Here is a 22,956-nt window from a genome sequence, read left to right on the forward strand (position 1 = left end):
CCTTTGGGTCGTCACCGACACGGGCGCGGAAATTCTCACGCTGCCGTGAGCGCGCCCCTGCGCGGCGCGCTGTTGATCGCGGGTACCACCTCCGACGCCGGGAAGAGTGTCGTGGTGGCGGGTATCTGCCGGATGCTGGCGCGGCGCGGGGTGCGGGTGGCGCCGTTCAAGGCGCAGAACATGTCGAACAACTCGGTCGTCACCCTCGACGGCGGGGAGATCGGGCGTGCCCAGGCGCTGCAAGCTCGAGCCTGTGGGCTGGAGCCGAGCGTGCGGTTCAACCCGGTGCTGTTGAAGCCGGGCAGCGATCGCCGCTCGCAGCTGGTCGTTCGGGGCACAGCGGTCGGAACTGTCGGCGCGCGTGACTATTTCACTCGGCGGCAGGAGCTGCACGCGGTCGTCGCGGACGAATTGGCCTCGTTACGTGACGAATTCGACGTCGTGATCTGTGAGGGGGCGGGCTCGCCGGCCGAAATCAACCTCAGGGCAACCGATCTCGCGAACATGGGTTTGGCCCGCGCCGCCGACATTCCGGTCCTGGTGGTGGGCGACATCGACCGCGGCGGCGTCCTCGCCCACCTGTTCGGCACCGTCGCCGTGCTGGAACCCGAAGATCAGCAGCTCATCGCGGGCTTCCTCGTCAACAAATTCCGCGGTGACGTGTCCCTGCTGCAACCCGGCCTCGACCAGCTGGTCGCGCTGACCGGCCGCCCCACCCTCGGCGTTCTTCCCTTCGCCGAAGAGCTCTGGCTCGATGCCGAAGACTCCCTCGGCACCATCTCCGGCGCCCCCGTAGGTCGCCCCGGCCCGCCGCACGGCGCCGACTGGCTCACCGTGGCCGCCGTCCGCCTCCCACGAATCTCCAACTCCACCGATATCGAGGCTCTCGCCTGCGAACCCGGCATCTCGGTCCGCTGGGCCGACAGCCCCCACCAGCTGGCCACCGCCGACCTCGTGATCGTCCCCGGCAGCAAGGCGACCATTTCCGACCTGAACTGGTTGCGCGCCAACGGAATCGCCGATGCTCTGCGAACCCGCGCCGCCGCTGGGCGCCCTGTTCTCGGCATCTGTGGCGGCTACCAGATGCTCGGCGCCCGCATCGTCGACGGCGTCGAGCACACAGCGGCGGTGGGTCGAGCCGATGCCCCCGAATCGGTGACCGCGCGGCCCTGCGTGGTGGAGGGCCTCGGTCTATTCGATCTCGATATCGAATTCGCGAACCCGAAGATCGCCCGGCAAGTATCCGGCATCGCGGGCCCGGATCCCCTGCACGGCTACGAGATCCACCACGGCAGGGTCACCCGCACCGACGACCCCTCCTGGCTGACAGTCGAGGGCAACCCGGAAGGCAGTGCGCGAGAAGCGGTCTGGGGCACCCACGTCCACGGACTGCTCGAATCCGACGAGTTCCGCCGCACCTGGCTCACCGAAGTAGCCGCCAGAGCCGGGCGCACCGGCTTCACCGTCGCCCCCGACACTTCGGTCGCGGCCGTCCGATCCGCGCAACTCGACCTTCTCGCCGACCTCGTCGAGCAACACGTCGACCTCGCGGCGCTGGAACACCTGATCCGCGACGGCGCCCCGGCCGATAACCCCGTCATCCGAACCTCCCGGTGATCCTGGCGCCGGCAGCTGCGGACGCGGTGGTGTACGGCCCGTCCGGCCGCACCGTCCACGCGGCGCCGTTGTGGCGAGTACGCCGATCCGGCACCGCAGTTTTGTAACCTGTTCTACTATTGGCGGCACTGATTGCTGGAGTCCAGGCCGAGCTCATCAAGGCCTGATTGCGTCAGTGTCGACAGGGAAGTAGAACGTGTTCACGGCGGTGTGTAGTCGATGCCGGTGGTCTACGAGGAGTGATTGTGCAGTTCAATCTGGCGGACGTCTTCGAAACGGTGGCTGCGGCCGTTCCCGACCGTGTCGCGCTGACCTATGAGGGTGAGAACGTCACCTACGCCCAGCTCGACAGCGAGGCGAACAAGGTGGCGGCGATGCTGTCGCAGGCGGGCATCGGGGAGGGTGACCATGTCTCGTTGTTCCTCAAGAACAGCGTCGAACACGTCCATGCTCTCCTCGGCCTGATCAAGATCCGCGCGGTGCCGATCAACGTCAACTACCGCTACACGCCCGCCGAACTCGAGTACATCTTCACGAATTCGGACTCGGTCGCCGTCATCGTCGAACTGCCGGAGCACCAGCGAACGCTGGCGGAGCTCCTCTCGGCATGCCCGCTGGTCCGCACGGTGATCGTGATCGGTGCGCTCGACGACGAGCTGCGCACCGCCGCGGCCGCTCGATCGGTCGCCGTGGTCTCCTTCGCCGAGTCCGAAACGCACTCTGCCACAGTGGAGTTCGCACCTCGTACCGGAGACGAGCTGTACGTGCTCTACACCGGTGGCACCACCGGATACCCGAAGGGTGTGATGTGGCGCCACGACGACTTCTTCCGCAAGCCGCTCTCGGGCGGAAATCCCTACGGCACCGACCCACGCACCGACCTCGCCGAGATCGCCGCCGCCGCAAAGGAATTTCCGGAGCTGTCCTTCTTGATCGCCGCGCCGCTCATGCACGGCGCGGCCCTGTATTCGCTGTTCACGTTCTTCACTCTCGGCGCCCGCGTGGTGCTCATGCGCGACTTCGACTCGCAACGCGTTGTCGAGGCGATCGAGCGGGAGCGGATCCAAGTGATCCTCATCGTCGGCGATGGCATGGGGCTACCTCTGGTCGACGAGATGGAACGCCGTCAGGGCCAGATCGACCTGAGCTCACTGTTCTCGATCACCTCCGGTGGCGCGATCTGGTCGGTCGGAGTGCGCGAACGGATGCTGGCGGTCAAGCCGGATCTGCTGCTGCGGGACAACTTCGGGGCCTCCGAGTCCGGCAACGACGGCGCCTTCACCGTCGACGAGCAGGGCAATCTGCGCATGCCGTCGTCATCGACGATGCTGCTCGTCGACGAGGAGCTCGCCGACATCGCGCCGGGCAGCGACCAGATCGGGTACATCGCCCGCGTCGGCAATGTTCCGCTCGGCTACTACAAGGACGAGGACAAGTCCGCCCGCACCTTCCGCACCCGCGTCGACGGCACGCGGATGTCGATCCTGGGTGACATGGGGCGCGTCGAAGCCGACGGCACCATCGTGTTCCTCGGGCGTGGTTCGCAATGCATCAATACCGGCGGCGAGAAGGTGTTCGCCGAAGAGGTCGAGGCCGTGCTGCACGCCCACCCGTCGATCGCTGACGCGCTCGTCGTCCCGGTACCCGACGAGCGCATGGGGCAGAAGGTGGCCGCTGTCATCGCCACCTACCCGGACGCGCCGGCACTGACGCTCGACGAAGTCCAGCAGCACTGCCGAACGTCGTTGGCGGGATACAAAGTACCGCGTTCGATGAGTACCGTCGTCGAGATCAAGCGAACCCCTGCCGGCAAAGCCGACTATCGGTGGGCGACCGAGGTCGCGCGCGGTTAGCGCACATCGGAGCGAGGCGTCCGAGCCGGGTGGGAGCCGTGACCCGTGCTTCAGTGGATCACCCGCTGTGCGGCCGGTCTCCTCACAGCGGTGGGGTCGGCGCTGTGACAGGTTTGGCAATTCCGGCATCGCAGGCAGTGAATGCCCAGTACACGGGGGTGTGGAGATCGGCAGGGCGCGCCGGAACAGGCCGCGTTGTTCAGGCTGGACGTGTACCGTAACCCGGCATGAAATCTCGGCAGATCACGGTCGGTGACCAGGCCTGGACGGTGCGGGTCGACGGACCTTCTTCGCGGCACAATGTGCTGCTGCTTCCCGATGCGGACGACCCTGCCGACGTGTTCGACAAGGTGTGCGCACGGCTGCACGAGTCCGACTTACAGACCATCGTCGTGGAGTCTGTCGAGGGACTCGATCCGGCGGGCGTGCGCGCGATTCTCGACGAACTCGAACTGCCCTACGTCAACGTCGCGGGGCGTGGGTCGGGCGCGGAGCTGGCGTGGCGGGTGTGCGCGGGCCGGTTCGGCCGGTTCATGAGCCTGGTCGTCGCCGACCACGGGCACCCGGCGGTTCCCGACGCCGACGGCCGAGTCCCCGACGCGTCCTGTCCGCCGCTGGAACTGCCCGTCACGATGCTGGTCACCAAGGGCCTGCCCCGCGCCACCGCCGAGGCCTCCGGTCGCTATGTCTACGGCGAATTCCGGGTCGTCCCACTGGAAGTCGACAACATCGCCACCGAGGCAGGCCACGAATTCGCCACCGAGATCGTCCTGCGCACCAGCCTCTGGTAGACGCGGCCGAGCTCACCAGGCACTGACGCGGATCGCTGTTCGCGGCAGAGCCTGGTGAGCGGTGTGCCCGGATCAGGACTTGCGGTAGGTCGCCAACCAGTCGAGCCAGTTGTCGGTTTCCTGGAACGCGTTGGCGCGCACGGCTTCCGAGGACAGGAACACGTCGTGGCGGGCGCCGTCGATCGGGACGATCGAGGTGCGCTCGCCCAGGCAGCCCGCCCAGCGCTGGATCTGCTTCACATCGAGCACGGCATCGGCCACGTCGACGGCGGGGGAGTGCTCACGGGCGAACTTGGTGAGCCGCGAGCGCAGGATCAGCGCGGGCACGCCGATGGTCAGGCCCTGGTGCAGGCGCGCGTGGCCCTGGCGGATGGCGCGCAGCCAGCCCAGCCGCACCGGTTCACCGCTGAGCGGCTTCCAGTCCAGGTTGTAATCCCACTCACCCGAGCGGCTGGTGTGCAGGCTGTCGCCGTAGGCGGTGCTGACGCCGCCGGGCAACTGGGCGAAGGCGCGGAACCGGCCCACCGCGTTGATCACGGGGGTGCCGACGGTGCGGTAGAAGGACGGTCCCTGCAGGTCGAACCAGGGACTGTTGAGGACGACCCCGGCCACGCCCGCCGCCGCGCTGCCACCGGCCGCCTCTAGCCGGTCCAACCACAGCGGCACGATCAGGCCGCCGGTCGAATGCGCGACGATCAGCACATCGTTGCCGGTCTCCTCGCGCGCGATCCGCAGCGCCTCGGTCAGCTCGTCGTCGTAGAGCGCCAGGTCGCTCACGTAGTGCGCGCTCTGTCCTTCTCGCCGCGACCGCCCGCATTTGCGCAGGTCGAGCGCGTAGAACCGGTGCCCGCGCGCCGCGAAATGCTCGGCCAGGTGCTCCTGGAAGAAGTAGTCGGTGAACCCGTGCACGTAGAGCACGGTCGGCTCGATCGCCGACGCCGTGGCATCGGGCAGATAGCGCACGAGCGTGGCCACCACCTCACCCTCACCGTCGGGGTCGATACCGAGCGGGAGGGTCCGCTGTTGATAGGCGGTGCCGAGAACATCGGGTTGCCACTGCTCGTCGGTTCGATCAGCGAGGGTTTCTTTCGTCACACTGCTCAATCTATCGCGCGGTCATGGTGACGTGCAGGCTTGCTTTTCATCACATTCGGGAGGTCCGTTGCAGAACTGTGCTCAGCTGAGGTGCACAATTGGCATCAGGTGAACGACGGGTAGCCTACCTCCCGGCGATTCACCGCGAGTCGCATGAACACCGCCAAAGCGCCCGCGCCAAGCGAACTCACCCGCCGGTGGGTAGCTGAGAAGGACAAGGAAGTCGATCTACCCGTGCCGAACGCTGCGAAGAGTGAAAAGACCGATGTAGTTCTCATCGGCGCTGGCATCATGAGTGCCACGCTGGGCGCGCTGCTGCGGCAGCTGCAGCCGGATTGGACGATCTCGGTGTTCGAGCGGCTCGACGCCGCCGCCGCGGAGAGCAGCGACCCGTGGAACAACGCGGGTACCGGCCACTCGGCGCTGTGTGAGCTCAACTACAGCCCGCAGAACGCCGACGGCTCGGTCGACGTGAGCAAGGCCGTCGACATCAACGAGCGCTTCCAGGTCTCGCGCCAGTTCTGGGCCTCCGCCGTCGACACCGGCGTGCTGGACGACCCCGCCGGCTTCATCAACCCCATCCCGCATGTGAGCTTCGTGCACGGCGCCGACAACGTCGACTACCTGCGCAAGCGCTACGAGGCGCTGTCGCCGCACCCGCTGTTTCGCGGTATGGAGTACATCGACACCCCCGACGAGTTCGCCGCGCGCCTGCCGCTGATGGCCAAGGGCCGTGACTTCAGCGACCCGATCGCGCTGAACTGGTCCGACGGCGGCACCGATATCGACTTCGGCGCGCTCACCAAGCAGCTGCTCGCCTACATCGGCTACTCCGGCGGCGAGATCGCCTTCGGCACCGAGGTCCGCGACCTCGACAAGCAGTCCGACGGGTCGTGGAACGTCACCGTCCGCAACCTGCGCACCTACCAGTCGCGCACCATCAACGCGAAGTTCGTGTTCGTCGGCGCCGGTGGTGGCGCGCTGCCGCTGTTGCAGAAGGCAGGCATCAAGGAAGCCAAGGGCTTCGGCGGCTTCCCGATCAGCGGCCAGTTCCTGCGCTCCACCAACCCGGAGCTGATCGCCGCGCACGAGGCCAAGGTCTACGGCAAGGCCGCCGTCGGCGCGCCGCCCATGTCGGTGCCGCACCTCGACACCCGCGTCATCAACGGCCAGAAGGGCCTGCTGTTCGGCCCCTACGCCGGCTGGACCCCCAAGTTCCTCAAGGACGGCTCCAACGCCGACCTGTTCAAGTCGATCAAGCCGAACAACATCGGCTCGCTCGTCGGCGTCGGCCTCACCGAGCTCGGCCTGACCAAGTACCTGGTCGAAGAGCTGCTCAAGTCGCAGAACGGCAAGGTGGGCGTGCTCGGGGAGTTCCTGCCGCGCGCGCAGGGCCGCGACTGGGAGCTCATCACCGCCGGTCAGCGCGTGCAGGTCATCCGCCGCAAGGGTGTGGGTGGGGTGCTCGAGTTCGGTACCGCGGTCATCTCCGCGCAGGACGGCTCCATCGCCGGTCTGCTCGGTGCGTCGCCGGGTGCGTCGACCTGCGTCACCGCCATGCTCGACGTGATGCAGCAATGCTTCCCGGAGCAGTACACCGGCTGGACGCCGCAGCTGCAGCAGATGATCCCCTCCCTCGGCCAGAAGCTGTCGGAGAACCAGGCCCTGTTCCAGGAAGTGTGGGACTGGACCAGCAAGTCGCTGAAGCTGGACGCCGCCACCGCGCCTGCGAACGAGCAGGTCCCCAGCTACGCGCAGGTGTGAGCGTCGAACTGAGACGGGCGTGGGCGGCGGATCTGGACGCCGCCACCCTCTACCGGCTGTTGTGCCTGCGCGTCGAGGTGTTCGTCGTCGAGCAGGAATGCGCCTATCCCGAGCTGGACGGGCGCGACCTGCTGGCGACGACGCGGCACCTGTGGCTCGACGACGGTTCCGTGCTCGCCACGTTGCGCCTGCTCGACGAGTCCGCCGACGGGGTCACCAGCTATCGCATCGGCCGGGTCTGCGTCGCGCAGTCCGCTCGCAAACACGGGTACACCACCCGGCTGATGCAGGCGGCGCTGGCCGAAACCGGTTCGGCCACTGTGCGATTGGATGCCCAGTCGCACCTGGTCGGCATGTACGCGAAGTTCGGTTTCGACATCGACGGACCCGAGTACGACGACGACGGGATCATGCACGTGCCGATGCGGCGCGGCTGACGCGGTACACCGGGAAGCCTCGGGCTTCGCCGACGTGACGGCGCGGGTTCGAGCAGGTCGACGGTGGCGTCAGACTTCGGTTGCCGGCCTGTCGATGCCCGGGGGGCTGCCGGGATCGGGCCGCGCATAGAGTTGGGGCGTGCCTGGTTTTGCTGATGTCGCCGCTGGTCCGCATACCGCCGCACGTGCGGCGGGTGAGGCGGGGTTCCCGTTCTCCGCTGTGGTGGGGCAGGAGCGGCTGCAGCTGGCGTTGATCTTGTCGGCCGTGCACCCCGGGATCGGCGGGGTGCTGGTGCGTGGCGAGAAGGGCACGGCGAAGTCGACCGTGGTGCGCGCGCTCGCGCAGTTGCTGCCGCCCGTGGTCGACGAGACCGGAGCCCGGCCCGCTCGGCTGGTGGAGTTGCCGGTCGGCGCCACCGAGGACCGCGTTGTCGGCTCGCTCGATCTCGAGCGGGTACTGCGCGACGGGGAACAGGCGTTCCGTCCCGGGCTGCTGGCCGCGGCCCACCACGGCGTGCTCTACGTGGACGAAGTGAACCTGCTGCACGACCACCTGGTGGACGTGCTGCTCGACGCGGCGGCGATGGGGCGCGTGCACGTCGAGCGCGACGGTGTCTCGCACTCGCATCCGGCGCGGTTCGTGCTGGTCGGCACGATGAACCCCGAAGAAGGCGAGTTGCGCCCGCAGCTGCTCGACCGGTTCGGGCTCACCGTCGACGTAGCGGCCTCGCGCGAGGTCGACGTCCGGATGGCGGTGGTGCGCCGTCGTCTCGACTACGAGGCCGACCCGGCCGCGTTCGCCGCCCGCTACGTCGACGCCGATCAGGTGGTGGCCGAACGCATTCTGACCGCACGCGACCGGTTGCCCGAGGTCGCGCTGGACAATGCGGAGCTGCGCCGGATCGCGGCGCTGTGCGCGTCGTTCGATGTCGACGGGATGCGCGCCGACCTCGTCGTCGCCCGGACCGCGACCGCGCATGCCGCGTGGCGTGGACGGGATCGGGTCACCGAGGACGACGTGCGGATCGCGGCGGAACTCGCGCTGCCGCACCGTCGTCGACGGGATCCGTTCGACGAGCCGGGGATCAGCGAGCAGCAGCTCGACGAAGCGATGGATGCCGCGGCCGCTGAGGTCGACAAGGCTTCGGGGGATGAGGAATTCGACGGTTCGCGCGCACCGGGTGACGAGGGGAACGGCCACCGGGACGAGCTCGACGCCGAGGGCGGTGACTCCGCGTGCCCGGATGATGTCGACCCCGGTGGCCGCGCGGACGAGCGGTCGCGGGGCAGCGGTCGCGAAAGCGGTCCGGACGGCCTGGGTCCCGACGATGGTCCCGATGATGACGGGGGCTCCGATGGCGGCGGCCCGGACGATCGAGGACCTGACGATGGCGGACCGGGCGGCGGCGGTTCCGGTGGCGACCGCTCGGACAGCTCCAACCAGGACAATGCGGGCAACGGTTCGCGACCCGGTCCCGAAAAGCTGTCGGGCACACCGACTTCGGCGGGCAAGCCCGCCCCGCGATGGGAGGTTCCCGGTATCGGCGAAGGCGCCCCCGGCCGCCGTTCGCGCGCCCGGACCAGGACCGGCCGCACGGTCCGCCCCGACGCCGACCCGTCGACCGGCCTGCACCTGCTCGGCACAGTCTTCGCGGCCGCGCCGAAGCAATTCGAGCGTGGCAGGATCAGCGGCCCACTCGCCCTGGAGACCGAAGACCTGCGCGGGGCGTATCGCGAAGGCCGAGAAGGCAATCTGGTCGTTTTCGTGGTCGACGCGTCCGGCTCGATGGCCGCGCGCGACCGGCTCACCGCCGTGACCGGCGCGATTGTCACGCTGCTGCGCGATGCGTATCAGCGCCGCGACAAGGTGGCCGTGATCAGCGTTCGCGGCAGTGCGGCCGAACTCGTTCTGCCGCCCACCTCCTCGGTCGACATCGCGGTCCGCCGCCTGGCCGGGATGCGCACCGGCGGCAAAACGCCACTCGCCGCGGGCTTGCAGAAGGCTCGCGAGGTGATCGCCCGCGAACACGTCCGCGACCCCCGCCGCCGCCCGATGCTGGTCCTGCTCACCGACGGCCGTGCTACCGGCGGCACCGACCCGTTGCCACGAGCGCGCACCGCCGCCAGGTTGCTGGCCGCGCAAGGGCACACCGCCATGGTGATCGACTGCGAGCGCGGCATGATCCGTCTCGGCCTCGCCGCCGAACTCGCTCGCGACCTGCGCGCCCGCTACCTGCGCTTGACCGAACTCACCGGCGAGACAGTCGCCGACGTGGTCCGAGCCACGGGTCTGCCCGCTCGAGCGGCGTAAAGGTTCCAGCCCGTCCGGCGTAGGGGTCGAGCCCTGTGAGCGCGCCGGGCGCACCCTGATAGAAAGGGTGACGAACCGGCACGCGCGGCCGGCCCGAGAGGTACGGGTCGCGGGGCGGGCTTCGACATTCGAGCGCGCCGGCGTGCGACAGATATCGACCGCGAGGTCGTGCAGAACGCGCACTTCGCGTGCGTCGAGAAGAGGAGTTTCCGTGCCCAAAGGTGTTCCGGAGACCGTCCCCGAGGACGGTCTGACCACCCGGCAGCGGCGCAATCAGCCGGTGCTCGCCGTGCACACCGGGCCGGGCAAGGGCAAGTCCACCGCGGCGTTCGGGATGGCGTTGCGGGCCTGGAACCAGGGCTTCGACGTGGCGGTCTTCCAGTTCGTGAAGAGCGCGAAGTGGAAGGTCGGCGAGGAAGCCGCCTTCCGGACCCTCGGCACCCTGCACGAGGAGACCGGCGCGGGTGGCGCGGTCGAGTGGCACAAGATGGGCGAAGGCTGGTCCTGGACCCGCAAGCACGGCACCGAGGAAGACCACGCGGCCGCCGCCCTGTCCGGCTGGCAGGAGATCGCCCGCCGCCTCGCCGCCGAACAGCACCGCTTCTACGTCCTCGACGAGTTCACCTACCCGCTCAAATGGGGCTGGGTCGACATCGACGAGGTCGTCGACACCCTCACCCACCGCCCCGGCAACCAGCACGTCGTCATTACCGGCCGTGACGCGCCCCCGGCCCTGATCGAGGCCGCCGACCTGGTCACCGAGATGACGAAGGTCAAGCACCCGATGGACGCGGGTCGCAAGGGCCAACGCGGTATCGAATGGTGAGCGTGCACGTCGTCGGCCGAACACGCGCGGCGGAGCGCGGGCGGTGAGCGCTCCCGCGGTGGTGATCGCGGCCCCGGCGTCGGGCAGCGGGAAGACCACGCTGGCCACCGGGCTGATCGGTGCGCTGCGCCGGGCCGGGCACCGGGTGGCGCCGTTCAAGGTGGGGCCCGACTACATCGACCCCGGCTACCACGGGCTCGCGGCCGGGCGGCCGGGGCGCAATCTGGATCCCGTTCTGGTGGGCGAGGATCGGGTGGTGCCGCTGTATCGGCACGGCGCGCAGGGCTGCGATATCGCCGTCGTCGAAGGCGTGATGGGCCTGTTCGACGGCCGGATCGACGAAAACCGCAGCGACGCGATCGCCGAGGGTTCCACCGCGCAGGTGGCCGGGCTGCTCGGGGCGCCGGCGGTCCTGGTGGTCGACGCCCGCGGTCATTCCCAGAGTCTCGCGGCGCTCCTGCACGGTTTCGCCACCTACGACTCCTCGGTCCGCCTCGGCGGTGTGATTCTCAATCGCGTCGGCAGCGAGCGCCACGAACAGGTTCTGCGCGCGGCCTGCGACCGCGTCGGCCTGCCCGTTCTCGGCGCGCTGCCCCGCATGGCCGAACTGGAAGTCCCCTCCCGCCATCTCGGCCTCATCCCCGCCGTCGAACACGGCTCCGCCGCCACCGCCGCTGTCGACGCCATGACCGAACTCGTCGCGGCACACGTGGACCTGCGTGCGATCGTGGCCCTGGCAGGCGGGTCGGTGCTGGGCGCCGCGTGGGATCCACACGTCGAGTTGATCTCAGCTGCTGAACACGGCACGGGCGGAACAATTTCCGATGGCGACGGAACGGACGCGGCGATGGTCCGCCGGCAGCCGACCTCGGTCGATCCCACCTCGGAATCCGCGTCCTCGGCCGCGGGGTCCGGCGTCGTCTCGGGCAGAGATCCGTTGATCGCGATGGCGGGCGGTCCGGCCTTCACGTTCGGCTATGCCGAGCATCGGGAACTACTGGTCGCCGCCGGTGCCCGGGTAGAGGTGTTCGATCCGCTGTCCGATGTACTCCCGGTCGGCACAGCGGGATTGGTCCTTCCCGGTGGCTTTCCTGAGGAGCACGCCGGTCAGCTGTCGGCCAACGAGCGCCTGCGCACCGCAGTGGCCGACGGCGCCGCGCGGGGCCTGCCGATCCACGCCGAGTGCGCGGGCCTGCTCTACCTCACACGCTCCCTCGACGGCCATCGGATGGCAGGCGTCATCGACGCCGACGCCGAATTCGGCCCGCGCCTGACCCTCGGCTACCGCGATGCCGTCGCGCTGCACGACTCGGCGCTGTGGCGAGCGGGGTCGCGGGTGCGCGGCCACGAGTTCCACCGCACCCGTCTGGTCCGCACCGGCGCGGAGAACCCCGCCTGGGGTTGGCGCGCGACGGGTTCCGTCGCCGAAGGCGCTGTGGTCCGTCAGGTCCACGCCTCCTACCTGCACACCCATCCGGCGGGAAATCCTGATGCGATCTCCCGATTCGTCACCGCCGCAAGACGATTCGACCACTGATGGCGCGCAGCGGCACACGGCGACGATGACGACTTCCGACGGTGAGCAGCAACCGGCGACCGGTGATACGCCATCGGGTCCGGCGCTGGCCGTCGGCATCGGCATACGGCCGGGCACCGATGCGGGGCGGATCGTTCGCGCGGTGCGGGCGGTAGTCGGCGATACCACCATCAGCTGCTTGGCGACCCTCGATCGGCGTGCGACCGAACCCGGTGTCCTGACCGCCGCGGCGACCCTCGGTGTGTCCGTGGTGGCATTCACCGCCGAACAACTGGCCGAAGTCGACGTGTGGCACCGTTCAGGCCACGCCTCGGCGGCGGTCGGCACCCCCAGCGTCGCGGAAGCCGCGGCATTGCTCGCGGGCAGTGGCGAACTCATCTGCGACAGAACAATTGTCGACGGAATCGTGGTCGCCGCCGCGTCGGCTTCGCGGCGATCGTCGATGCCCGGAGATTAATTCGCTGGGCAAGATCGTTGGTGCGCAGTAAGTTCGTTTCAGCAGTTGCGAGGCGGACCGGATCTGATCGGTTACCACTCTGGATGGGGATGGCGCAGGTTCGAATCCTGCCCGTCATCGAAAGATGGCGGTAGCTCAGCTCGGTAGAGCACCTTACCGGTCAGGACACACACGTCCGCCGAGCAACTGTCCACCGTGAACGAGCAGGACGGACCGGATTCGGTCGGTTATCTGGCACGACCTCCGGGTCCAGCGGGTTCGAACCCCGTGGCGGAAAGCGATTTCCGTCTTCGGCCGTAACAACACGTCCGTCCGCTCGCCACGTCACCACATGCCCCGGTCGGGTCCCGGGGCCGAAACATCAACGCCGGTACACGTATCGGAGGGGGAACAATGAATATTCTGTCGCGCTTTTCTCGTCGCGCCACGCCGCAGACCGTACCCGCCGATCACCGGCAGGTTGTCAACAATGCGGGCGGCTACATTTTCGAGATCACCCCGCAGGCGCGGGTGCGTCGCTTTCTCACGCTCGGAACGGAGTCCGGAACTTTCTACGTCAATGCCAAGGCTTTGACCGCGGACAACGCCGAATTCATCATCGAATACGCCGCCGAGCACGCCGCCGATCTGGTGCGCGAGATCGTCGAGATCTCCACCTCCGGGCGCGCGCCGCGTCAGAACCCGGCCCTGTTCGCGCTGGCCGCCGCCGCGTCGCTCGGTGACGTCGACGGCCGCCGGGCCTCCTTCGCCGCGCTGCCGCTGGTCGCGCGCACCGGGACGCACCTGTTCCTGTTCGCCGGCTACGCCGAGCAGTTCCGTGGCTGGGGTCGTGGTCTGCGGCGCGCCGTCGCGAACTGGTACCTGGACAAGCCGATCGACGACCTGGCGTTCCAGGTGGTCAAGTACCGGCAGCGGGAGGGCTGGTCGAACCGCGACCTGCTGCGACTGTCGCACCCCGCGACCACCGACGACGATCGGCGCAGGCTGTTCGACTGGATCTGTGGTCGCGCACCGGAACTCGACGGATTGGCACTGCTCGACGGATTCCAGCGAGCACAGGACGCGCCGGTGGCGCAGGTGCCGGAGTTGGTGCGTGAGTACCGGCTCAGCTGGGAGATGCTGCCCGACGCCGCGCTGAACACCGCATCGGTGTGGGAAGCGTTGCTGGACAACGGTATCCCGCAGACCGCGCTGTTGCGTCAGCTGCCGCGGCTGACTCGTCTCGGCCTGCTCGATCCGCTCGGACCGCGCACCGCCGCGATCTGCGCGCAGCTCGCCGACCCGGCACGGCTGCGCAAAGCTCGGGTGCACCCGGTGTCGGTGCTGATCGCGTTGCGCACCTACGCTTCCGGGCGGTCGGCGCGTGGCGCGGGCACCTGGACGCCGTCGGCTCCGGTCGTCGACGCCCTCGACACCGCGTTCTACGCGGCCTTCGAGTCCGTGCGGCCGACCGGCCTGCGTCACCTGCTGGCGCTGGACGTCTCGGGCTCGATGACGAGTGCGATCGGGGGACTGCCGATCTCGGCGCGCGAGGCCTCGGCCGCGCTCGCCCTGGTCACCGCACGCACCGAACCGCGGCACGAGATCGTCGGGTTCACCTCCAGCGGTCAGGGGTGGCAGGGGGCGCGCGGCCTGTCCCCGCTGTCGATCTCGCCGCGGCAGCGTCTCGACGACGCGGTGCGGGCGGTATCGGGTTTGCCGTTCGGCGGCACCGACTGCTCGCTGCCCATCCTGCACGCGCTGGACAAGGGCATCGAAGTCGATGTGTTTTCGATCTACACCGACAACGAGACATGGGCGGGTTCGGTGCACCCGCACCAGGCGCTGGCCCGCTACCGCCGCGAGGTGAACCCGCGGGCCAAGCTCGTGGTGGTCGGCATGACCGCGACGAACTTCAGCATCGCCGATCCCGACGATGCGGGCATGCTCGACGTCGCCGGATTCGACGCCGCGGTGCCGTCGCTCCTGGCCGACTTCGCCACGGCCGCATAAGAAATCGGAGCCGCCGCGACCTCGTTGTCGCGGCGGCGCCTTTTCTTCTCGCGCGAGAGGTCCGTCAAGGGGCGACGGAGGACCAATCGGCGAAACCTGTGGGGTCGTGGCGGCCCATGGAGGCGTGTTCGAACAGGCCCCAGCCTTCGAGATCACCGCAGCGGGCGTAGCCGATGTGGTCGATCACGCCGTAGGGGGTACGGCCCTTGATCGCGGGGTCGGTGAGGTCGTAGGCGCTCGACAGCGACCAGTTCTCGCCCATCCAGCGGCCGTGGGTCCAGTCGGGGTCGGCGCCGTAACCGCAGCCGACATGCAAGGCGATTCCCGGGCGTGACTCGATCTCGACCTCGAGCGGCTTCCCGTCGGGGGTGGTCATGTCCAGGCGCACCGACTTCGGGTGCCGGGTGCCGGACTCGTAGGTCCAGTGCATGCGCGGCCAGCCCAGTTGTTCCTTGCGGCCGTCGTTCCAGATCCGCACCGCGTTGTTGAGGGTGCGGGTGCCGTCGGGCTCCTCCTGCACGATCACCACGATCGAGAAATCCTGGAACCGCAGCGGCGCGTACAGCCACCAGAAACCGTCCATGCTGGTGGGCCGACCGGCGGGTTCCGGCTCGCCTGACGGCCGGATGCCCCAGGATCGGTCACGGCTGCCGGTCCAGACCGCCGGGTCGACCGTGTAGTCGATGCCGTCGACAGCGAGAGTGCCCGCCCACGAACCCAGTTGGGCGAACCGGGAGGCCTCGATGATCGGGCGGGTGCCGGACAGGATCAGATGTGGCTGCTCCTGCACGGCGGGCTGCGCGCCGGTCCAGGTGAGGTCGAAACCGAGATCGTCGTGCTCGCACACCACGCGCAGCTTCTGCAACGGCTCGATCACCTCGAGCCGGTAGCCGCCGACGGCGGTGTTCAGATCGCGCGAGGTGAGCGCATCGGAGAACCGCACACTGCGCTGGCCGTCACCGTGGCGCACCGTCGCGAAGGCGTCGACCACACCGAGATTCGGGTACACGCCGAATCCGGTGATCAGCATCGTGTCCCCGGCGGGGTCGAAGGCGTTGAAGTAATAGCGGTCGTAGAAGTTCCGGTCGCTGGTAGCCACCCTGGCCAGCGAGAGCGGGGTCTGATGGACCGGGTATTCGTCCAGGGGTACGGGCATGATCGCGCTCATAGTCAGTCCCACTCGTAGGTGCCGTCGAGCAACGCCTCGAGACAGAGGCGGTGCATCACGTAGTCGTCGAGTTCGGCGGGCACGGTGTCCTCGCCGAAATGGATCATCCGGCACTTGATCCTGGCCATCACGATCGCGTGCCGCAGCGCCGCGTAGACGATATAGAAGTCCAGATTCCGGACCGAATGTCCGGTCAGTTCTTCGTATTTCGCCACCACCGCGTCGCGGCGCAGGAAGTCCGCGAGACCGGGCTGGTCGAAGCGGGTGGCGATGTCCTGGAAGAACCGGTGGATGAAGATGGTCCAGCCCAGGTCGAGCTCACGCGGCGCGAACGTCGCCATCTCCCAGTCCAGAACGGCCGCCGGGGTGAATCCCTCGAACAGGATGTTGCCCGGGCGGGCGTCGCCCCAGTTCAGCACCTCGGGGCCGGGATCGGCGGGCCAGTGGGCCTCCAGCCAATCGAACGTCCGCTCGATGAGCGGCACTTCGACACCGTGGTCGGTCAGCGCCCACTTGTACCAGGCACGCTGGGCCTCGAAATGCCTGCGCAGCGCGGTGCCCGCACCATCGAGCAGCGGGAAGCGCTCGGCCACCTTGTCGATGGCGTGCACCTGGGCGATCACCTCGACCGTCGCGTCCGCCACCAGCTCGCGCTCGGCGGCCGTCGCGTCGAACAGCCAGCCGAAGAACACGTACGGCGGATTGTCCGACGGCGCCCTGCCCTCGACCCGCTCCATCACGATGAAGGGGGAGCCGAACACCGAATCGTCGAGTTCGAGCCAGCGCAGCGTCGGCACGGCGATCTCGGAGGCCGCGGCGACGCCGGCCATCACCTGGTACTGCATCGCCAGGTCGTAGGACTCGAACACCGGGAACGAGCTGTCCTCCGGCGCCATCCGGATGACGAAGGACCCCTGTTCGGCGCCCCCGTCCGCCGCCCATTCGGCGTCGAACAGGATGGTGGTGCTCGACATGCCGCCGCTGGACGGTTTGTTCAGATTGCTGACCGTCACGTCGGCGCCGACCTTGTCGGTCAGCCAGCGCGCCAGCGTCCCGCCGAGCTCGTCCAGATCGCGCTCGCTGACGGTGAGTGACATCTGAGCGGCCGGATCCTGATCTTCGGACATCTACGGAGTACCCCTGTCAGCAAAAACTGTAACGTGTGTCACTTCTGAGTACCGGACGGCCGACCGGAATGTAAGGGCGGCATCGCTGAGTGAGACTCAGGGTTGACAGCGCAAAAGATCGGGGTTCTCCCCGACGCGCTCCACCGTATCTTCCGATTAGCTTCGGTAACAACCGAACTCGATGAGGAGGCGTGGGTGACCACAGGGACTGTTGAGCGTGCGCGCGACGATATCGCGAGCCCGCCGTCACCGCCACCGATGTGGCATCCGATCACCCGGCTCGCCTTCCGGTTCAGTGTGGCCTACCTGGGACTTTTCTGTGTGTGGATGGCTCAGATCACCTTCGTCTTCCTGGGCGTGCTCGCGCTGCGGTTGCCCGAGGAGGCCATGCTTTGGCAGATCATGGCCCTCGATCCGGTGAGTAGCTGGATCGGTGAGCACGTGTTCGGGGTGGAGGCCGAGCTGGCGATGAACGGCAGCGGCGACCAGGCCGCGATCTGGATCCAGTGCGGCCTGCTGCTGGTGGTCGCGGTGCTGATCACGGTGGTGTGGTCGGTGCTCGACCGGCGCAGGCTCGCGTATCCACGACTGCTGAGCTGGTTTCTCACCGCGCTGCGGCTGTGTGTGGGCGGACAGATGCTGTTCTACGGGTTCGCCAAGCTCATCCCGACGCAGATGCCAGAGCCCGCGCTGGTCACCCTGCTGACCCGGGTCGGTGATCTGACGCCGATGGCGATGCTCTGGACTCAGGTCGGCTCGTCCCCCGCCTACGAGATCGCTTTGGGGACAGCCGAAGTGCTCGCCGGTCTGCTGCTGTTCTGGCCGCGCACCGCCACGCTGGGCGCGATGCTGGCGGTGATCAGCATGGCGCAGGTGTTCCTGCTCAATCTGACTTTCGACGTGCCGGTGAAGATGCTGGCCGGGCACCTGCTGCTGATGGGGCTGGTGCTGCTCGCCCCGCAGGCGCGCAGGCTCGCGAATTTCCTGGTGCTGGAGCGTGATTCGGGCCCGGCCGTGCAGCCACCGCTGTTCTCCTCGTCGCGGGCGAACCGATGGGCGGCGGTGGCGCAGGTCGTGGTCGGACTGTGGATCACGGCGGGCATGATCGACGCGGGAATGCAGAGCTGGCGCGAATACGGCGGCGGTGCACCGAAACCCGAGCTGTACGGCATCTGGGAGGTCCGCGAGTTCAGCGTCGAAGCGACCCCGATCCCGCCGGTGGCCACCGATCCGGTGCGCTGGCAACGCCTCGTGATCGACGTGGGCTCGGCGGGATACCAGCGGATGGACGATTCGGTGGTGCCGGTGTCGGCCACGACCGACCTGGCGGCCGCCACGATGACGCTCGTCGCCGCGCCCACCGGCGCGGACGGAACCCCGGTGCCCTACGCCACCTTCACCGTCGAGCACCTCTCGGCCGACACGCTGACGTTGCGTGGCGAACTGGACGGTCGGCCCGCCACGGTCACTCTCGACCGCCTCGACCTCGAGCGGTTCCCGTTGCGCGGCACCGACTTCCGCTGGGTGCAGAACCAGCCGTACTTCGAATGACCTGACGCCCGGTGCGTTATCCGATAGTGATGGCATCCAACCGAATACGGAGGAAATCGGCCGACACCACCGGCGGTCCCTGCGCCACCCTGCCGATCGGCGGTGCCAGCGGAGTCACCACCGCGTCGTGGTCGAGTTCGTAGAAGTAGATGAGCGAGACCAGGTCCTCCTCGGGTGCATCGGGCTGGGGTGGCAGTACCCGATGCCGACCCGACGGCCAGCGCTCGCCGCTCCAATAGGCCAGCAGGTCACCGATGTTCACCGTCAGCGCGGCCGGATCGTAGGGTGCGTCGGCCCACCCGTCGGCCTCGGTGTACACCTGCAACCCGCCCGCACCGGGTTCTCGGTCGAGCACCGTCACCGTGCCGAAGTCGGTATGCGGGCCGATGCGGAACTGGCCGGGCTCCGGCTCGCCGACGTCGGTCATCGGCGGATAATGATTGATATTGCAGGTCCAGGTCGGCCGTGCGGCCAGGTCGGCGAACGGGTTGACCGGCAGCGCGAGGGCCGCGGCGAACAGGGCGAGCAGCTCGTCGGACAGCGTGCGCACGGCGGCGGTGTACTCGGTCAGCAGCGCGCGCAGCTCCACGACCTCGGCGGGCCATACATTCGGCAGGAACCACATCTGGTCGATCGCCGGATCACCCGTCGCCGTGTCGGCGCCCACAGCGAAGGTCTCCTTCAGGTCCGGCGGGGTTTCTGTGCCCTCGGCATAGCCGTTGGCCTCGCGGCCGGGACCGATCCAGCCGCGACCGCCGACGGCCACCGCGTACCGCTGCTTCACGTCTTCCGGCAGGGCGAAGAACCGGCGTGCGGCCGCCCGGACCGCGGCGGGCAACGCGGGGTCGATGCCGTGACCGTGCACCAGGAGGAAGCCGGCCCGGCGCAGCCCTTCGTCGACCTCGCGTTCCACGGTGCGGGCCGCCTCGCCGCCGGTGCGCCAGCGGGCCAGATCGACCGAGGCGATGCTGCTCATGCGGGTGTCTCCTTCGTCGGCGCGACGCCGATGTCCTCGAACCACAGGTCGGGGCGCTCGGCGATGAAGTCGGTCATCAGCGACACACAGCGCGGGTCGTCGAGCACGATCACCTTCACCCCGTGTTCGGCCAGCCAGTCGTGGCCGCCGTGGAAGGTCTCGGCCTCGCCGATGATCACGGTGCCGATCCCGAACTGGCGGACCAGGCCGCTGCAGTACCAGCACGGGGACAGCGTGGTGACCATGATCGTCGGCCCGTAGTCGCGGCGGCGGCCCGCGGCGCGGAAGGCGTCGGTTTCGGCGTGCACGCTCGGATCGTCGTTCTGTACGCGGCGGTTGTGGCCGCGCCCGAGCACAGTGCCGTCGGCGTCGAACAGGGCGGCGCCGATGGGGACACCGCCTTCGGCCAGGCCGCGCAGGGCTTCGTCGTAGGCCACGTCCAGGAGTGCGTCCGGCGGTGTCATGGACTCCACTGTCCTGCCTGCTCGCCCGGTCGGCAACGTACATTTCGTCCATACCCGTGCGGTCGATCGATGACAGGATGACCGCATGTTGCCCACCGTCCGACAACTGCTCGCCGACCAGTTCCTGGCGGCCGATCCGCTGGTGCTGTCGGGGCGCTCGTCGCTGGACCGGGCCGTGCGGTGGGTGCACTCCAGTGAGATCTTCGAGATCAGCCCCCTGCTCTCGGGCGGTGAGCTGCTGCTGACGACGGGGCTGGGGTTGGCCGGCGTCGATGCCGGAACCCGGCGTCACTACCTGCGTGAGATCGCCGATCGCGAGGTGGCCGGGGTGGCGATCGAGCTGGGCCGCACGTTCGACACCGTCCCGCCGGACATGGTGGCGGAGGCCTCGCGGGCCGGGCTGCCGCTGATCGCCCTGCGCCGCGTGGTGCCGTTCATCGATCTGTGCCGGGCGGCCAATACGGTGATCGTCTCGCGTGAGGTGGGGATGCTGCGGGTGGTCGACGGGTTGACCCGCGAGCTGCTGGTCGAGCTCGGTGCAGGCCACGGCCCGGCGCGGTTGCTGTCGAAGGTCGGCGCGGTGACCGGGTGCCCGGTGGTGCTCACCGCGGGCAGTGGCGCGTTGGTCGCGGCGCACGGTGTGGACGATGATCGATCGGCCTGGGCCGCCGTGGAATCCGCCGGAGCTACCGCGAAGATCACGGTGCGCGAGAGTTTCTGGGGCACCCTCACCGCCGGTCCCGGTTCACCGCTGGATCCGACGACGCTGGGCGAAGTCCTCGACCGCGCCGCCGCCGTGCTGGGACCGGCGCTCGCGCGGTCCGCCGACCCCACCGGCCGACCGCGCCGGGTGGCCACCCGGTTGCTCGCGGATCTGCTGGCGGACAAGCAGATCCGCCCCGCCGATCTCCGCGCGCGGCTGGCCGCGGCCGGTGCCGGTGCGACGGCCGGGCTACGGCTGGTCCCGGTGGCGGTCGACGCGCCGGACACGCGGATCGCCGCCAGGCTGCTCGACAGCGCGGTCAAGGAACTCGGGCGCCCCGGGGTGATCGGTGAGGTGCACGCGACGGTGTACGGGGTGCTCGCACCCGACCCCGGGGCGACCGATCCCGTCGCCGAGATCGCGGACCTGATGCGAAAAGCATGTGCCACCAACAGCATCGACGGCGTCACCCTGGTGGTAGGGGACCCGGCCGAGTCGACGGCGGCGAGTCTGTCCGCCGCACTCGTCGCGACGGGACCGGCACTGCGACTGGCCGTCCGTCAGCGCCGCGACCGCGCCGGGCAGAACGGCCCCGTCACCACCCGGCGCGCACTGGCCGGTGATCTGCTGGTCGACACGCTGCCCGCCGCCGACCGCGCTCGTCTCGTCGAGACGACCCTGGCACCGCTGATCGCGTGGGACACAGCCCATCACAGCGCTCTCACTCACACGCTCGAAGCGTTCCTGCGTCACGGTGGCAGCGCCACCCGATGCGCGGCCGCCCTCCACATCGGCAGGCAATCGCTCTACCAACGTCTGGACCGGATCAAGGCGCTCCTCGGCTTCGATCCCGCCGCACCGGAAATCACCCCCACCGTGCTGCTGGCGCTCAGCGCGCACCGGGTCTCGAACTGACGCGTCCCCGGGTGAGGAACAGGTACAACCCACCCGCCAGCGCGAATCCGACGAAAACGGTGATGTCGCCCAGGCTCGGGAACTCGCGCACCAGGTATCCGGTGAACTTCGCCTGGTTGGAGAACAGCAGCACCGACACCACCAGGCCGGTCGCGAAGGCCACGACTCCACCCCAGTTGGTGTAGGCGCGGTCGTAGAGCAGTGGGCGGATGTCGGTGCCGCGCCGCAGGTACTGGTCGGCGAACACGACACCGAGCCACGGCCCGATCCAGTAGGCCACGATCAGCAAGAACGCCTCATAGCCGGCCGCCGCGTCGGGCAGCGCCCACCACGCCACCAGGAAGCCGACCACGCCGAACACCGCTGAAACGAGCGCCCGCTGGGTGCGTACCGGCAGCTTCACCCCGATCGTCACGAACGCCATCGCACCCGAGTACACATTGAGCGCGTTCGCCGCGATCGCGCCGAGGGTGATGGCCAGCAGCGTCAGATTCGCCAGCGCGCCGGGCAGATTCGCGGTGAACACGTCCGTGGGGCTCCCGGTTGCCGCGCTCGCAATGGTCGCCGACGCGGCACCGAGCGCCGACAGCCACAGGCAGGAGACGAACAGCCCGGTCGCCGCATATCCGCCGGTCGCGACCTTCGACACCGCGGTCGGCAGGTAGCGGGAATAGTCCGCCGCGTACGGGTTCCAGCCGCCCGCGTAGCCGAAGGCGGTGCCGACGGTGAGCAGGAATCCGGCGATCCCACCCACACCGCCCTCGGGCGCGGCGCCGGTCAGCTCGGCCTTGCTGACGATCACGACGGTCACCAGCACGAAAACCACCGCCAGCAACGGGAAGACGAACCGCTCGAAGGCGTGCACCAGGTTGTGCCCGAAGACCGCGAAACCGGTTTGCAACACCACGATCAGCACCAGCGACGGAACCTTCGGCAGACCGGTCAGCGTGTTCAACGCGAACGCACCCGACACGCTGTTGGTGGCGAACCAGCCGACACCGCACATGATCGCCATGAACGTGGCGGGCAGCGCATTTCCGCGATACCCGAAAGCCGCGCGGCCCAGCACCATCTGCGGCACGCCGTACACCGGACCACGCGCGGACAACACGTAGTGCGCCGCGGCACCGAGACCGATACCGACCGCCAGCCCGAGCGCCGCCTGCCAGAAACTCATGCCGAAGACGGTCACCGACAGCACCCCGATGAAGATCGTGGCGAACTCGAGGTTGGGCGAGGTCCACGTCCACAGCAGCCCGCGCGGACTGCCGTGCCGGGCGGACTCGGGGATGGTTTCGTTGCCGCCGGGCTCCACCGCGATCACGCGATCGGTGTAGTCCGCGGCGGGCGCGTTGTCTTCGGTCGTAGCCAT

General features: G+C 68.8%; 18 protein-coding genes. 12 read left to right on the forward strand and 6 right to left on the reverse strand.

Going from position 1 to position 22,956, the window contains the following annotated elements; all coding sequences use genetic code 11:
* Positions 1 to 45 precede the first annotated feature (45 nt).
* From ACFULV_RS10235 to ACFULV_RS10245, 3 genes are all read left to right on the forward strand, one after another.
* Positions 46 to 1,617, forward strand: a complete 1,572-nt coding sequence (locus ACFULV_RS10235; RefSeq protein WP_378655221.1) for a cobyric acid synthase — start codon at positions 46 to 48, stop codon at positions 1,615 to 1,617.
* Positions 1,618 to 1,862: 245 nt separating this feature from the next.
* Entirely contained in the window at positions 1,863 to 3,470 is a 1,608-nt protein-coding gene (locus tag ACFULV_RS10240) for an AMP-binding protein (protein WP_378655224.1), read from the forward strand.
* Between the two features lie 227 nt (positions 3,471 to 3,697).
* Positions 3,698 to 4,261, forward strand: coding sequence for an alpha/beta hydrolase (locus ACFULV_RS10245; RefSeq protein ID WP_378655227.1), 564 nt, complete (start codon positions 3,698 to 3,700; stop codon positions 4,259 to 4,261).
* A gap of 72 nt (positions 4,262 to 4,333) precedes the next feature.
* On the opposite strand, the gene ACFULV_RS10250 is transcribed toward ACFULV_RS10245, so the two are convergent.
* Positions 4,334 to 5,356, reverse strand: coding sequence for an alpha/beta hydrolase (locus ACFULV_RS10250; protein WP_378655230.1), 1,023 nt, complete (start codon positions 5,354 to 5,356; stop codon positions 4,334 to 4,336).
* 153 nt (positions 5,357 to 5,509) lie between these two features.
* On the opposite strand from ACFULV_RS10250, the gene mqo reads away from it, so the two are divergent.
* From mqo to ACFULV_RS10285, 7 genes are all read left to right on the forward strand, one after another.
* Positions 5,510 to 7,120 carry a malate dehydrogenase (quinone) gene (gene mqo, locus ACFULV_RS10255; protein WP_378655232.1) on the forward strand — a complete coding sequence of 537 codons (1,611 nt, stop codon included), beginning with the start codon at positions 5,510 to 5,512 and terminating at the stop codon, positions 7,118 to 7,120.
* On the forward strand, positions 7,117 to 7,557 hold the full coding sequence (locus ACFULV_RS10260; RefSeq protein ID WP_378655235.1) for a GNAT family N-acetyltransferase: 441 nt from the start codon (positions 7,117 to 7,119) through the stop codon (positions 7,555 to 7,557). Before mqo ends, ACFULV_RS10260 begins: the two co-directional genes overlap by 4 nt.
* Before the next feature lie 220 nt (positions 7,558 to 7,777).
* Positions 7,778 to 9,868 carry a VWA domain-containing protein gene (locus ACFULV_RS10265; protein ID WP_378655469.1) on the forward strand — a complete coding sequence of 697 codons (2,091 nt, stop codon included), beginning with the start codon at positions 7,778 to 7,780 and terminating at the stop codon, positions 9,866 to 9,868.
* A 211-nt stretch (positions 9,869 to 10,079) separates the two neighbouring features.
* Positions 10,080 to 10,694 (forward strand): cob(I)yrinic acid a,c-diamide adenosyltransferase, encoded by a 615-nt coding sequence (gene cobO / locus ACFULV_RS10270; RefSeq protein ID WP_378626475.1) that lies wholly within the window; start codon positions 10,080 to 10,082, stop codon positions 10,692 to 10,694.
* A gap of 43 nt (positions 10,695 to 10,737) precedes the next feature.
* On the forward strand, positions 10,738 to 12,231 hold the full coding sequence (locus ACFULV_RS10275; RefSeq protein WP_378655238.1) for a cobyrinate a,c-diamide synthase: 1,494 nt from the start codon (positions 10,738 to 10,740) through the stop codon (positions 12,229 to 12,231).
* A 25-nt stretch (positions 12,232 to 12,256) separates the two neighbouring features.
* On the forward strand, positions 12,257 to 12,688 hold the full coding sequence (locus ACFULV_RS10280) for a cobalamin biosynthesis protein (RefSeq protein ID WP_378655241.1): 432 nt from the start codon (positions 12,257 to 12,259) through the stop codon (positions 12,686 to 12,688).
* A 393-nt stretch (positions 12,689 to 13,081) separates the two neighbouring features.
* A complete protein-coding gene (locus tag ACFULV_RS10285; protein WP_378655243.1) occupies positions 13,082 to 14,680 on the forward strand; it encodes a TROVE domain-containing protein in 1,599 nt (532 codons plus the stop codon).
* 64 nt (positions 14,681 to 14,744) lie between these two features.
* Here the strand turns inward: ACFULV_RS10285 and ACFULV_RS10290 are convergent, their stop codons facing one another.
* Positions 14,745 to 15,836 (reverse strand): hypothetical protein, encoded by a 1,092-nt coding sequence (locus ACFULV_RS10290; RefSeq protein WP_378655246.1) that lies wholly within the window; start codon positions 15,834 to 15,836, stop codon positions 14,745 to 14,747.
* A 14-nt stretch (positions 15,837 to 15,850) separates the two neighbouring features.
* The gene (locus ACFULV_RS10295; protein ID WP_378655249.1) at positions 15,851 to 16,975 is read right to left on the reverse strand and encodes a phosphotransferase family protein; all 1,125 of its coding nucleotides are present in this window, start codon (positions 16,973 to 16,975) and stop codon (positions 15,851 to 15,853) included.
* Between the two features lie 258 nt (positions 16,976 to 17,233).
* On the opposite strand from ACFULV_RS10295, the gene ACFULV_RS10300 reads away from it, so the two are divergent.
* On the forward strand, positions 17,234 to 18,526 hold the full coding sequence (locus ACFULV_RS10300) for a DoxX family protein (protein ID WP_378655472.1): 1,293 nt from the start codon (positions 17,234 to 17,236) through the stop codon (positions 18,524 to 18,526).
* 16 nt (positions 18,527 to 18,542) lie between these two features.
* Here the strand turns inward: ACFULV_RS10300 and ACFULV_RS10305 are convergent, their stop codons facing one another.
* On the reverse strand, positions 18,543 to 19,502 hold the full coding sequence (locus tag ACFULV_RS10305; RefSeq protein WP_378626482.1) for an isopenicillin N synthase family dioxygenase: 960 nt from the start codon (positions 19,500 to 19,502) through the stop codon (positions 18,543 to 18,545).
* Positions 19,499 to 19,966: a nucleoside deaminase gene (locus ACFULV_RS10310; RefSeq protein ID WP_378655252.1), complete on the reverse strand. Its 468-nt coding sequence runs from the start codon at positions 19,964 to 19,966 to the stop codon at positions 19,499 to 19,501. The genes ACFULV_RS10305 and ACFULV_RS10310 overlap by 4 nt, the downstream gene beginning before the upstream one ends.
* An 85-nt stretch (positions 19,967 to 20,051) precedes the next feature.
* On the opposite strand from ACFULV_RS10310, the gene ACFULV_RS10315 reads away from it, so the two are divergent.
* A complete protein-coding gene (locus tag ACFULV_RS10315) occupies positions 20,052 to 21,584 on the forward strand; it encodes a PucR family transcriptional regulator (protein ID WP_378655255.1) in 1,533 nt (510 codons plus the stop codon).
* On the opposite strand, the gene ACFULV_RS10320 is transcribed toward ACFULV_RS10315, so the two are convergent.
* Complete coding sequence (locus tag ACFULV_RS10320; protein WP_378655258.1) at positions 21,559 to 22,956, reverse strand: purine-cytosine permease family protein; 1,398 nt, start codon at positions 22,954 to 22,956, stop codon at positions 21,559 to 21,561. The genes ACFULV_RS10315 and ACFULV_RS10320 overlap by 26 nt on opposite strands.

Origin of the sequence: Nocardia sp. NPDC057272 (genome assembly GCF_042668615.1) — a bacterium.
GTDB lineage: Bacteria > Actinomycetota > Actinomycetes > Mycobacteriales > Mycobacteriaceae > Nocardia.

What these genes read in the sequence shown, in the direction of transcription:
- ACFULV_RS10280 (WP_378655241.1), top strand. Translation starts at nt 12,257, where the DNA reads ATGACGACTTCCGACGGTGAGCAGCAACCGGCGACCGGTGATACGCCA.
- ACFULV_RS10305 (WP_378626482.1), bottom strand. Translation starts at nt 19,502, where the DNA reads ATGAGCAGCATCGCCTCGGTCGATCTGGCCCGCTGGCGCACCGGCGGC.
- ACFULV_RS10290 (WP_378655246.1), bottom strand. Translation starts at nt 15,836, where the DNA reads ATGCCCGTACCCCTGGACGAATACCCGGTCCATCAGACCCCGCTCTCG.
- ACFULV_RS10315 (WP_378655255.1), top strand. Translation starts at nt 20,052, where the DNA reads ATGTTGCCCACCGTCCGACAACTGCTCGCCGACCAGTTCCTGGCGGCC.
- ACFULV_RS10285 (WP_378655243.1), top strand. Translation starts at nt 13,082, where the DNA reads ATGAATATTCTGTCGCGCTTTTCTCGTCGCGCCACGCCGCAGACCGTA.
- ACFULV_RS10300 (WP_378655472.1), top strand. Translation starts at nt 17,234, where the DNA reads ATGTGGCATCCGATCACCCGGCTCGCCTTCCGGTTCAGTGTGGCCTAC.
- ACFULV_RS10320 (WP_378655258.1), bottom strand. Translation starts at nt 22,956, where the DNA reads ATGGCTACGACCGAAGACAACGCGCCCGCCGCGGACTACACCGATCGC.
- ACFULV_RS10295 (WP_378655249.1), bottom strand. Translation starts at nt 16,975, where the DNA reads ATGTCCGAAGATCAGGATCCGGCCGCTCAGATGTCACTCACCGTCAGC.
- ACFULV_RS10245 (WP_378655227.1), top strand. Translation starts at nt 3,698, where the DNA reads ATGAAATCTCGGCAGATCACGGTCGGTGACCAGGCCTGGACGGTGCGG.
- ACFULV_RS10310 (WP_378655252.1), bottom strand. Translation starts at nt 19,966, where the DNA reads ATGACACCGCCGGACGCACTCCTGGACGTGGCCTACGACGAAGCCCTG.
- mqo (WP_378655232.1), top strand. Translation starts at nt 5,510, where the DNA reads ATGAACACCGCCAAAGCGCCCGCGCCAAGCGAACTCACCCGCCGGTGG.